The sequence below is a fragment of the Streptomyces sp. NPDC019890 genome (assembly GCF_044903445.1).
Lineage (GTDB): Bacteria > Actinomycetota > Actinomycetes > Streptomycetales > Streptomycetaceae > Streptomyces.
Genome location: NZ_JBJDQK010000009.1, coordinates 134,886 through 146,865 on the forward strand (window position 1 = coordinate 134,886; position 11,980 = coordinate 146,865).

The window sequence follows — 11,980 nt, forward strand, 5'->3', positions numbered from 1 at the left end:
CTCTCGTCACATTCCTCGTCGGGGAGCTTCGGCGCTCCCGAGGGCGGCGGCCACGTCCCGCAGATACGGGTTCGTGGCGCGCTCGCGGCCGATGGTCGTCTGGGAGCCGTGGCCGGACAGCACCACGGTCGAGTCGTCGAGGGGCAGGCACACGCGCGCCAGCGACTCGAGCATCTCGTCCATGTCGCCGCCGGGCAGGTCCGTGCGTCCGATGGAGCCGGCGAAGAGCAGATCGCCCGAGAAGAAGACCGACGGGATCTCATCGGTCTCGGGCATCTGGAACGTCACCGACCCCTTGGTATGGCCGGGCGCATGCGCGACCGAGAAGTCGAGACCGGCGAGGCGCAGCTCGGCGCCGTCGGCCAGTTCCTTGACGTCGTCCGGCTCCCCCACGGTCAGCTCACCCATCAGCGGCATCCCGATCGACCGGCCGAGCGCCTTCTCGGGGTCGGTCATCATGTACCGGTCCGCGGGGTGGATCCACGCAGGCACGTCGTGGGCTCCGCACACCGGGACCACGGAGGCGACATGGTCGATGTGGCCATGGGTGAGGATGACGGCGACGGGCTTGAGCCGATGCTTCTTGAGCGCTTCCTCGACGCCTTCGGTGGCCTGGTGGCCCGGGTCGATGATCACGCACTCCTCGCCTGCGGCCGGGGCGACCAGGTAACAGTTGGTCCCCCAGGCCCCGGCGGGGAACCCGGCAATAAGCACGATCGTCCTCGGTGTGGTTGTCGAGAGAGGTGTTGCTGTGTCGAAATGCAGCAGATCAGAGCCTACCGGCGCAGCTCGTCCCACAGCCAACCCGTATACGGTACGGGGCAAACTCGGCCGGTCGGGATCACCCGACGTACGACGTACAAGGAGAAGACTCGGTGGTCAGCAGCGATCAGCGACGGCGGCAGCTCGCCAGGGAGAAGTTCCAGCGCCAGCAGGAGCGCCGGGTACAGGCCCGGAAGAAGAAGCAGCAGTACACGGTCGTCGCGGCCGCACTCGCCGTGGTGCTCGCCGCGGGCGCAGCCGCCTATGCCTCGATCGGCCTGTCCGACGGGGACACCAAGGCCAATGACTCCTCCGCGGGCGACAGCCAGTCCCCCAGTGCCACCCCGTCGAAGAGCGAGAGTCCCGAGCCGGCGATGTCGATCGACAAGACGGCGAAGTACTCGATGTCGCTCACGACGAACCAGGGCGAGATCAAGATCGCGATGGACGCGGCGAAGACCCCGCACACGGTGAACTCCTTCAAGTCCCTCGCGGACAAGGGCTACTTCAACGGCACGAAGTGCCACCGGCTGACCACGGAGGGCATCTTCGTGCTGCAGTGCGGCGACCCGAAGGGCGACGGGACGGGCGGCCCCGGCTACACGATCCCGGACGAGAATCTGACCGCGCTGGGCAAGGCGGGCGCCGACGGCACCGTGACGTTCCCGGCAGGGACGGTGGCGATGGCCAATACCGGCCAGCCGCACTCCGGCGGCAGTCAGTTCTTCCTCGTCTACAAGGAGACAAAGCTGCCGCCGAGCTACACACCGTTCGGAAAGATGGACGCCGCGGGCCTGGAGGTCGTGCAGGACGTGGCAAAGGCGGGCGTCACCGGCGGAGCGAAGGACGGGGCCCCGAAGACGGCTGTCACCATTGAGAAGGCGGCCGTCCCGAAGGTGTGAGCCGGGGAATTTCGGCCGCGCTGAGTGCGGACAGCCGGGCGGCCGGTCGCCTAGATTGGCGTTGTGCAGCGCGGGCCGGCTTCGCGCTGCGGCAGGACGGGCGAGGCCCGTCCAGGAAACTGTGGACGATGCCCGGGGGCGAACCCCTTCGCAGGCATCAGGTGGAGGAGGCGCTGTGAGCAGCGACCCGTGGGGCCGTGTCGACGAGACGGGCACCGTGTACGTGCGTACTGCCGATGGTGAAAAGGTCGTCGGATCGTGGCAGGCCGGCACTCCAGAGGAGGCGCTGGCCTACTTCGAGCGCAAGTACGAGGGCTTGGTGGTCGAGATCGGCCTCCTCGAGCGGCGGGTGAAGACCACCGATCTCTCGGCCAAGGACGCCCAGACCGCCATCGACCATCTGCGCCAGCAGGTGGACGAGCATCACGCCGTGGGTGATCTCGAGGCGCTGGGCAAGCGGCTCGACGCGCTCGTCGCGTCGGTCGAGAAGCGCCGCGAGGAGCGCAAGGTCCAGAAGGCGAAGCAGAACGACGAGGCGCGGCACGCCAAGGAGGCCCTGGTCAACGAGGCCGAGGAGCTGGCGCAGAGCGAGCAGTGGCGCGCGGCCGGCGAGCGGCTGCGGGCTCTGGTGGACACCTGGAAGGGCCTTCCGCGGCTCGACCGGAAGTCCGACGACGAGCTCTGGCACCGCTTCTCGCACGCCCGCTCGGCGTTCTCCAAGCGCCGCAAGGCGCACTTCGCCTCGCTGGACGCGCAGCGCGAGGAGGCCCGTAAGACCAAGGAGAAGCTGGTCATCGAGGCCGAGTCGCTCTCCGCCTCCACCGACTGGGGCGTCACGGCCGCCCGCTACCGCGAGCTGATGGCGGAGTGGAAGGCCGCGGGCCGTGCGCAGCGTGAGGCCGAGGACGATCTGTGGAACCGTTTCCGCGGCGCCCAGGACGTCTTCTTCGCCGCCCGCAGCGAGGTCTTCGCGGAGCGGGACGCCGAGCAGGGCGAGAACCTCAAGCTCAAGGAGGAGCTCGCCGCCGAGGCCGAGAAGCTGGTGCCGGTGACCGATCTGAAGGCCGCGCGTGCCGCCTTCCGGTCGATCAACGAGCGCTGGGAGGCCATCGGCCATGTGCCGCGGGACGCCCGTCCCAGGGTCGAGGGCCGGATGCACGCGGTGGAGCGGGCGCTGCAGGAGTCCGAGGAGAACGAGTGGCGCCGGACGAACCCGGAGGCGCGTGCGCGTGCCGCGGGTCTGACCGGTCAGCTGCAGGCGGCCGTGGACAAGCTGCGGGGCCAGATCGACGCGGCGCGCGCGGCGGGCAACAACGCGAAGGCCGACAAGCTCGCGAAGGAGCTCGAGGGCCGGCAGGCGCTGCTGGACCAGGCCCTGAAGGGCCTGGAGGAGTTCGGCGGCTAGCGCGCTGCCGCGGGCTCACACATAGGGCCTCCCGAACCGTCTGGTTCGGGAGGCCCTTTGTGCAGACTGGGGGCTCCGCCCTCAGACCCGCCCCCCTACGCCCTGCGGGCGTGGGGGACCCCCAGGTCCTCAAACGCCGGACGGGCTGGATTTGCTACGGGCGGCGCGCCGAGGTCACGCGGTACACGTCGTACACGCCCTCCACGCCCCGTACCGCCTTCAGTACGTGCCCGAGGTGCTTCGGGTCGCCCATCTCGAAGGTGAAGCGCGAGGTGGCCACCCGGTCGCGGGAGGTCTGGACGGCCGCCGAGAGGATGTTGACGTGCTGGTCCGACAGCACGCGCGTGACGTCCGAGAGCAGCCGCGAGCGGTCGAGCGCCTCGACCTGGATGGCGACCAGGAAGACCGAGGACTGGGTGGGGGCCCACTCGACCTCCAGGATGCGCTCGGGCTCCCGGGACAGTGACTCGACGTTGACACAGTCGCTGCGGTGCACCGATACACCGCTGCCGCGCGTGACGAAGCCGATGATGGGGTCCCCGGGGACGGGCGTACAGCAGCGGGCGAGCTTGACCCACACGTCCTCGACGCCCTTGACGACCACGCCCGGGTCGGCGCTGGAGCGGCGCTTGGAGCGGCCGCGCGAGGGCGGTGCGCTCTCGGCGATGTCCTCGTTGGCGGCCTCCTCGCCGCCGAGGGCCTGCACCAGCTTCTGTACGACGCCCTGCGCCGCGACATGGCCCTCGCCGATCGCCGCGTACAGGGACGAGATGTCGGGGTAGCGCATCTCGTGCGCGAGCGTGACCAGCGAGTCGCCGGTGAGGATGCGCTGGATCGGCAGGTTCTGTTTGCGCATGGCACGCGCGATGGCGTCCTTGCCCTGCTCGATCGCCTCCTCGCGGCGCTCCTTGGAGAACCACGCGCGGATCTTGTTGCGCGCCCGAGGGGACTTGACGAAGCCGAGCCAGTCGCGCGACGGGCCCGCGCCCTCGGCCTTGGAGGTGAAGACCTCCACCAGGTCGCCGTTGTCGAGGGTGGATTCGAGCGGCACCAGCCGCCCGTTGACCCGCGCTCCTATGGTGCGGTGGCCGACCTCCGTGTGGACCGCGTATGCGAAGTCGACGGGGGTGGCGCCCGCGGGCAGAGCTATGACGTCGCCCTTGGGCGTGAAGACGAAGACCTCGTTGCGGGAGAGGTCGAAGCGCAGCGACTCGAGGAACTCGCTGGGGTCCTCGGTCTCCTTCTGCCAGTCGAGCAGCTGGCGCAGCCACGCCATGTCATTGATGTGGTCGTCCTTGCCGGCCTTCTTCGGCACGTCGGTACGCACCTTGGAGGCGCCGGCGGAGGGCTCCTGCTTGTACTTCCAGTGCGCGGCGATGCCGTACTCGGCGCGGCGGTGCATGTCGAACGTGCGGATCTGCAGCTCGACCGGCTTGCCGTTGGGACCGATCACCGTCGTGTGCAGCGACTGGTACATGTTGAACTTGGGCATCGCGATGTAGTCCTTGAACCGGCCGGGGACCGGATTCCATCGCGCATGGACCGTGCCGAGTGCCGCGTAACAGTCGCGGACGGTGTCGACGAGGACACGGATGCCCACCAGGTCGTAGATCTCCGCGAAGTCACGGCCGCGGACGATCATCTTCTGGTAGACGCTGTAGTAGTGCTTCGGCCGTCCGGTGACGGTGGCCTTGATCCGGGCGGCGCGCAGATCGGACTGGACCTCGTCGGTCACTATGGCCAGGTACTCGTCGCGCTTGGGCGCCCGCTCGGCGACGAGCCGCACGATCTCGTCGTACATCTTGGGGTAGAGGATCGCGAAGGCGAGGTCCTCCAGCTCCCACTTGATGGTGTTCATGCCCAGCCGGTGCGCCAGCGGGGCGTAGATCTCAAGGGTCTCGCGGGCCTTCTTCTCCTGCTTCTCCCGCTTGAGATAGCGCATGGTGCGCATGTTGTGCAGCCGGTCGGCGAGCTTGATGACCAGGACGCGCGGGTCCTTGGCCATGGCGACGACCATCTTGCGTACGGTCTCGGCCTGCGCGGCCTCGCCGAACTTGACCTTGTCGAGCTTGGTGACGCCGTCGACGAGCAGCGCCACCTGGTCGCCGAAGTCGCGGCGCAGCGTGTCCAGGCCGTACTCGGTGTCCTCGACGGTGTCGTGCAGCAGTCCGGCCATCAGGGTCGCCGGGTCCATACCGAGCTCGGCGAGGATGGTCGTCACGGCGAGCGGGTGCGTGATGTACGGGTCGCCGCTCTTGCGCTTCTGACCGCGGTGCCAGCGCTCGGCGACCTGGTAGGCACGCTCGATCTGGCGCAGCGTGGAGGTCTCGATCTTGGGATCGTTGCTGCGCACTATCCGCAGCAGCGGCTCCAGGACGGGGTTGTACGGCGACGAGCGCTGGACACCGAGGCGGGCGAGGCGGGCGCGCACCCGGTTCGACGAGCCGCCGGTCCGGGGGACGGCAGCGGGCGTGGGCCGGGGAGCGTCCTGCGGCACCGGAGCCGGGGTGGTGGGCTTGAGGACGGAGGCGGCGGCCGCACCGTTCGCACTCCCCCGGCTCTCGGCCGGGGGGACCCCCGTCTCGCTACGCTCGGGCGCTGCCGACTTCGGCTTGTCGGCCTGCTTCTTCTCGGGCGTGACAGGGGCTGCCGCGGCCTTTTCGGCCTGCTGGTCGGGCTGCGCGGCGGCGGGACGGGCCTCGTCTGGCAAGAGCGCTCCTCGTGCGGTTCCGGGTCCCCCAGTCAGGTCCGGAGAGGCCATGGTATCGACCTCGCAGTTCCGGTGCTCATGAGGCTGCCGCTCCGGACATGACAGAAGAGGGCACCCGAAGCGCTTCGGGTGCCCTCTCGTCCCTTTGTGCCGTGGCCTCACGGCGGTGGGAAGCGGGTCGGCGGACGGGCCCTGTCCGCCGGTGCCGCGAGCCGGTCAGCCGACCGGCCGGTCCACCGCTACCGGGTCAGGGCCGGCGGCGGACTGTGTCACAGCCAGTTGAAGAGCGCGGCACCCTTGACCTGCATCTCCTTCTCGGCGAGGACGTTGCCCCACGGCACCTTGACCGCGCCGGCCTTGCCACAGCCGGCGTTGTACCAGGTCTTCTTGCCATGGGCGTTGAAGCCCTTGACCTTGACGCAGATGCTGCCGCCCCTGAAGACCTTCCAGGAGTAGCCCATCTTCATGCCCGGGCGCCCGAAGTGGCCGCAGCCGTCCTTGACGGTGGACCACTTCAGGGGGAGGCTGCCTGCCCTCTTCCACTCGGAACAGCCGCTCGCGGCGGACAGCGTCGTGGTGGTCACCACGGTGGTGCTCCGGCCGGCGCTCGCCTTGGTGGTCGTGGTGCTCGGGGCGGCGGTCGCCGGCGCGGTGCCCGCGGCGATGGCCGCGAGCGAGACGAGAGAGACTGCCCCCGTGGCGATCTTGCGTGAAATCGTCATCAGAATCCTTCGGTTGGGATGCCGTGGTCAGTGGCATCGCCAAGATCCAAGCAGAGCGTGGGACGACGGACCAAGGGACCTGAGGATCATTTGAGCTTTGTGATCATCACCGGACAGCGCGAAGGGCGCCCCGGGAAGATCCCGGGGCGCCCTTCGTCGATCTGACCATGGGGTCAGAGCGTGATCAGAGCCTCCAGCGGAGCCCCTCGCAGGGCAGGCTCCAAACGGGCACGGCCGCCGAGGAAGCCGAGCTCCATCAGGACGCAGACGCCGGCGACGTCGGCTCCGGCGCGACGGATCAGCTCGACCGAGGCCTCCGCGGTGCCGCCGGTGGCCAGCACGTCGTCGATGACGATGACGCGGTCGCCCGCCCCCAGGTCCTCTGCGTGCACCTCGATCTCCGCGCTGCCGTACTCCAGCTCGTACGCCTGCGAGAGCGTCGCTCCGGGGAGCTTGCCCGCCTTGCGTACGGGGATGAAGCCGAGCCCGGCCCGGACGGCTACGGGTGCGCCCAGGATGAAGCCGCGCGCCTCCAGTCCGACGACCTTCGTGGCCTCGTGACGCGCACAGAGCCCGGCGAGCACGTCGGTGAGGTGCGTGAAGGCCTCCGGGTCCGCGAGCAGGGGCGTGATGTCCTTGAACATCACCCCCGGCTTCGGATAGTCGGCGACATCACGGATGCGGCTGAGCAGCAGTTCCCGGGTGGTGGTGGTCACCGGCGCCTGCCCGAAGGACGGCCTCGGCCCCGGCCACGCGGGCCGACGACGGCGCCGGCCGGCGCGGCGTCCTCGGCGACGTCGTCGTGCGGCTCACCGGACTCGTCCGCCGACTCGCCCTTGGCGGCCGCGGCCGCGCGCTTGGCGAGCACCCGCTTCTTCAGCGCCTTCATCTGCGGCTCGCGCTCCTTGAGATCGGCGACGAGCGGCGTGGCGATGAAGATCGAGGAGTACGCGCCGGCCGCGAGGCCGACGAACAGCGACAGCGAGATGTCGTTGAGCATGCCCGCGCCAAGGACGCCGCCACCGATGAAGAGCAGACCGGCGACCGGCAGCAGCGCGACGACGGTGGTGTTGATGGAACGCACCAGCGTGCCGTTGAGGCTGCGGTTGGCGATCTCGCTGTAGGTGTAGCGGGTCTGCTTGGTGATGCCCTTCGAGCCCTCCTTGAGACCGTCGAAGACGACGACGGTGTCGTAGAGGGAGTAACCGAGGATGGTCAGCAGACCGATCACGGTGCCCGGCGTGACCTCGAAGCCGACCAGTGCGTACACACCGATGGTGATCGTGAGGTCGTGGATCAGCGCGACCAGGGCGGCGATGGCCATCCGCCACTCGAAGGCGATCGCGAGATAGATCACCACCAGGAGCATGAAGACCGCGAGACCGGTCCATGCCTTGTTGGCGATCTGCTCACCCCAGCTGGGGCCGACGATCTCGGCGTTCATCTTCTCTACCGGGATGTCCAGCTTGTCGGCGAGGGTCTTGTTGACCGTGTTCGCCTTGGCCTGGTCGAGCTCGCTGACCTGGATCCGCAGGCTGCCGTTGCCGAGCTTCTGGACGATCGCCACATGGCCCGACGCCTCTTCGGCGTACGCCTCGGCCTTGCTGACCGAGACGCTGGTGCTCGGGGTGTTGAAGACGGCGCCGCCCTTGAACTCGATACCGAGGTTGAGGCCCCGCACCGCCAGGCCGACGATCGCCGTGATGGTGATCAGGATCGAGATCCCGTACCAGATCTTCCGCTTGGCAACGAAGTCGTAGCCGACCTCGCCGCGGTAGAGACGGGCGCCGAGAGTGCCAAGTCGCGACATCTCACGCCTCCTTCGGGTCGGTGGGGGCGGAGGAGACGCGGCGGGAGCGGCGCAGTGGGGGCTTGGCGCCGAGCCGCTTCGGGTCGAGGCCGGACCACGGGTGACCGTCCGCGAAGAACTTCCTGCGAGCCAGCAGCGTCATGATCGGCTTGGTGAAGAGGAAGACCACCACCACGTCGAGCACGGTGGTCAGACCGAGGGTGAACGCGAAGCCCTGGACCTTGCCGACGGTGACGATGAACAGCACCGCGGCGGCCAGGAACGACACGAAGTCGGAGACCAGGATGGTGCGCCGGGCGCGCGGCCAGGCGCGCTCGACGGCCGGACGGAGCGTACGGCCCTCACGGATCTCGTCGCGGATTCTCTCGAAGTACACGATGAACGAGTCCGCGGTGATGCCGATCGCGACAATCGCACCACACACCGCGGGCAGGTTCAGCGCGAAGCCGATGCCCGGGCCGAGCAGAGCCATGATCGTGTACGTCAGGATCGCGGAGACGATGAGGCTGAGGATCGCGACCAGCGCCAGGCCGCGGTAGTAGGCCACCAGATAGATGATGACCAGCGCGAGGCCGATCGCACCCGCGATGAGGCCCGCCTTGAGCTGCTCGCCGCCGAGGGCGGCGGTGACGGTGGTGACGCTCTGCTCCTCGAAGGAGAGCGGCAGCGCGCCGTACGACAGGATGTTGCCCAGGTCCTGGGCGGACTGCTGGGTGAAGCTGCCGGAGATCTCGGCGTTCGCGCTCAGGGTCGTGCGCACCGAGGGCGCCGAGACAACCTCGCCGTCGAGCACGATGGCGAACTGGTTCATCGGCGGCTGCTGCTGCGACAGCCGGGAGGTGATCTTCTCGAACTTCTTGGAACCACCGCTGGTGAAGTCCATCTGCACGATCCACTGACCGGTCCGCTGGTCGATGGTCGCCTTGGCGTCGTCGACGTCCTTGCCGTTGACCTCCGCCGGGCCCAGAACGTACTTCTCCCACTGGCCCGCGGAGTCCTTGCCACAGGCGACGGCCGGGTCGCTGGGCTTGACGTTCTCGCCGGCCGCGACGCGGGCCGTCTTGCTCGTGCAGTTCAGCGCCAGGAACTGCTTCTGGAGCTTGTCGGCGGCCGCGGTGCCACCGGAGGCGGACGGGTCCGGCTTCGGGGTCGTGGAGGGCTTGCCCGACGCGGAGCCCGACGGCGTCGGCGTGGGGGCCTTCAGGGCGTCGCTCACCGCGCGGCCCTGCGTGGTCGGAGTCGCCGTGGGCTTGCCGGACGACGCCGGGTCGGCCGTCTGCTTGTCCTTCGCCTTGTCCTTGCCCTTGCCGGAGGCCGAGGCGCTCGGGGTGGGCTGCGGGGAGGTGGGGGTGCCCGCCGCGACGGTCAGAACCGGCCGGAAGTAGAGCTGGGCGGTGGTGCCGACCTGCTCACGGGCCTGCTGAGAATTCGTCCCCTTGGGGATGTTGACGATGATGTTCTCTTTGCCCTGAGTCTGGACCTCGGCCTCGGAGACACCCAGACCATTGACACGGCGCTCGATGATGCTGACCGCGGTGTTCATGTTGGTCTCGTTGACGGCGTCCGGCTTGCCGGGCTCGCTCTTGGCCTTGAGCGTGATGGTCGTACCGCCCGCCAGATCGATACCCAGACGCGGCGTGAGCTGTCCCGCCCAGAACATCCCGCCCGTGAGCGCGATCATGGCGATCAGGATCAGACCCAGGGCGCGCCCCGGCCTGCCCTGAGCCCCCGCGGGCCTTCGGCCCCTGTTCGGTGCTGCCACCTTCTCGTTTCTCCCTGTCCAACCGCCCCGCGCCGGGTGTGCGCAAGGGCGGCCACGAAGTGTTGTGGGGACCTGCCCCCGCAGAAGTCAACACGACCGGGGGACCGCCGGGCACCTATGGGCGCCGCTGCGGTCCCCGATCATGGCTACTTCGCGTCGGTCTCGCCGTTGGCCTTGCCGTCCTTGGGCTCCGCGTCGTCGTCCTTCGCCTCGGCCTCGTCGTCCTTGGTGTCCGCGACGTCGGCCTCGGGCTTCTTGCCCAGGTCGATCTTGGCGTCGTCCGCGGAGTCGGAGTCGGAGTCGGTGGCCTCGGTCGTGGCCTCGGTCAGCGAGGAAGCGTCGTCCGGCACGATGTCACCGTCGACCTTGAGGTCGCTGTCGCCGTGCACGATGCGGTTGTATTCGGCGTCGTCGAGCACCGCGCCGATGGAGTTCTTCGCGTAAACCGCGTGGACGCCGGGGGCAACCTCAAGGAGGACCGTGTCGTCGTGAAGCTCCTTGACGGTGGCGTACATGCCCCCGATCGTCCGGACGCCCGTGCCGGGCTGCATCTGGTTACGCATCTGCACGGCCTGCTGCTGCTTCTTCTTGGCCGACCGGGTCATCAGGAACATGGCCCCGATGAGCACAATGAAGGGGAGGAGGGTCACGAGACTCACGGGACGGAACTTCCTTCGCACGACCGCGCTGAAGAGGCGGCCTTATCTACGGGGGTGGGCTGCCGACCTGGAAGGGCGGCATCGGCGGAGTCTAAGCGAGTCCGCATCAATGGAACAACGCCCAGCATCCCACCGAGGTTCCGGGCCCGGCGAGTACCCGCGCCGTCACGCCCCGAACAGGCCCTGTTGTCCGCTTGCGCCCGGGGCCTGCTGCGGTGGTACGAGTCCGAGGTGGGCCCAGGCGGCCGGGGTGGCGACCCGCCCGCGCGGGGTACGGGCCAGTAGCCCCTCCCGCACCAGGAAGGGCTCGGCCACCTCCTCGACCGTCTCGCGCTCCTCCCCCACGGCCACCGCCAGGGTGGACAGGCCCACCGGGCCGCCGCCGAACAGCTTGAGCAGCGCCTGGAGCACGGCACGGTCCAAGCGGTCAAGGCCGCGGGCGTCCACCTCGTACACCTTCAGGGCGGCGGCTGCCACCTCGCGGGTGATCAGGCCGTCCACCTTGACCTGCGCGTAGTCGCGGACGCGGCGCAGCAGCCGGTTGGCGATACGGGGTGTCCCGCGGGAGCGGCCGGCGATCTCGGCGGCGCCGTCGGCCTCTATCTCGACGTCGAGGAGCTGGGCGGAGCGGTGGATGACGCGTTCCAGCTCGGCGGGGTCGTAGAACTCCATGTGCGCGGTGAAGCCGAAGCGGTCGCGCAGCGGGGGCGGCAGCAATCCGGCCCGGGTGGTGGCGCCGACCAGCGTGAACGGAGGCAGTTCGAGGGGGATGGCGGTGGCGCCGGGGCCCTTGCCGACGATCACGTCGACCCGGAAGTCCTCCATGGCCATGTACAGCATTTCTTCGGCGGGCCGGGACATCCGGTGGATCTCGTCCAGGAAGAGAACCTCGCCCTCCTGGAGGGAGGAAAGGATCGCGGCCAGATCGCCGGCGTGCTGGATGGCGGGGCCCGAGGTGATCCGGATCGGGGCCTTCATCTCGGCCGCGATGATCATGGAGAGGGTGGTCTTGCCCAGGCCGGGGGCGCCGGAGAGCAGGACATGATCGGCGGTGGCACCCCGCGCGAGCGCCGCTTTCAGGACGAGGTCCAGCTGCTCGCGGACGCGTTCCTGGCCGACGAACTCCTCCAGCGACTTCGGCCGCAGCGCCGCCTCGACGGCCTGGTCCTCGCCGTCGGCGGACGCGCCGACGAGTCGGTCGGCTGCGGGGTCGTCGGTCGTGGGTGCGGTGTCGTCCCAGTTCACAGT

At 69.1% G+C, this 11,980-nt stretch carries 10 protein-coding genes; 2 read left to right on the top strand and 8 right to left on the bottom strand.

Features of this window, described 5'->3' with window-relative positions; genetic code table 11:
* Positions 1–6 precede the first annotated feature (6 nt).
* Positions 7–714, bottom strand: coding sequence for an MBL fold metallo-hydrolase (locus tag ACI2LP_RS24165; protein WP_404726592.1), 708 nt, complete (start codon positions 712–714; stop codon positions 7–9).
* Between the two features lie 161 nt (positions 715–875).
* Between ACI2LP_RS24165 and ACI2LP_RS24170 the strand changes: the two genes are divergently transcribed.
* Both ACI2LP_RS24170 and ACI2LP_RS24175 read left to right on the top strand, forming a co-directional pair.
* Complete coding sequence (locus tag ACI2LP_RS24170; protein WP_404726593.1) at positions 876–1,664, top strand: peptidylprolyl isomerase; 789 nt, start codon at positions 876–878, stop codon at positions 1,662–1,664.
* Positions 1,665–1,839: 175 nt separating this feature from the next.
* Complete coding sequence (locus ACI2LP_RS24175; protein ID WP_404726594.1) at positions 1,840–3,069, top strand: DUF349 domain-containing protein; 1,230 nt, start codon at positions 1,840–1,842, stop codon at positions 3,067–3,069.
* Positions 3,070–3,223: 154 nt separating this feature from the next.
* Here the strand turns inward: ACI2LP_RS24175 and ACI2LP_RS24180 are convergent, their stop codons facing one another.
* The 7 genes from ACI2LP_RS24180 to ruvB all read right to left on the bottom strand — a co-directional run bounded on the left by ACI2LP_RS24180 (position 3,224) and on the right by ruvB (position 11,977).
* On the bottom strand, positions 3,224–5,779 hold the full coding sequence (locus ACI2LP_RS24180) for a RelA/SpoT family protein (RefSeq protein WP_404726595.1): 2,556 nt from the start codon (positions 5,777–5,779) through the stop codon (positions 3,224–3,226).
* Positions 5,780–6,048: 269 nt separating this feature from the next.
* The gene (locus ACI2LP_RS24185; RefSeq protein WP_404726596.1) at positions 6,049–6,501 is read right to left on the bottom strand and encodes a hypothetical protein; all 453 of its coding nucleotides are present in this window, start codon (positions 6,499–6,501) and stop codon (positions 6,049–6,051) included.
* A 173-nt stretch (positions 6,502–6,674) separates the two neighbouring features.
* A complete protein-coding gene (locus ACI2LP_RS24190) occupies positions 6,675–7,217 on the bottom strand; it encodes an adenine phosphoribosyltransferase (RefSeq protein WP_404726597.1) in 543 nt (180 codons plus the stop codon).
* Complete coding sequence (gene secF / locus ACI2LP_RS24195) at positions 7,214–8,311, bottom strand: protein translocase subunit SecF (RefSeq protein WP_404726598.1); 1,098 nt, start codon at positions 8,309–8,311, stop codon at positions 7,214–7,216. The genes ACI2LP_RS24190 and secF overlap by 4 nt, the downstream gene beginning before the upstream one ends.
* A gap of 1 nt (position 8,312) precedes the next feature.
* Positions 8,313–10,073: a protein translocase subunit SecD gene (gene secD, locus ACI2LP_RS24200; protein WP_404726599.1), complete on the bottom strand. Its 1,761-nt coding sequence runs from the start codon at positions 10,071–10,073 to the stop codon at positions 8,313–8,315.
* 146 nt (positions 10,074–10,219) lie between these two features.
* Positions 10,220–10,732, bottom strand: coding sequence for a preprotein translocase subunit YajC (gene yajC, locus ACI2LP_RS24205; protein WP_404726600.1), 513 nt, complete (start codon positions 10,730–10,732; stop codon positions 10,220–10,222).
* 165 nt (positions 10,733–10,897) lie between these two features.
* On the bottom strand, positions 10,898–11,977 hold the full coding sequence (gene ruvB / locus ACI2LP_RS24210) for a Holliday junction branch migration DNA helicase RuvB (RefSeq protein WP_404726601.1): 1,080 nt from the start codon (positions 11,975–11,977) through the stop codon (positions 10,898–10,900).
* Between the last annotated feature and the right edge of the window lie 3 nt (positions 11,978–11,980).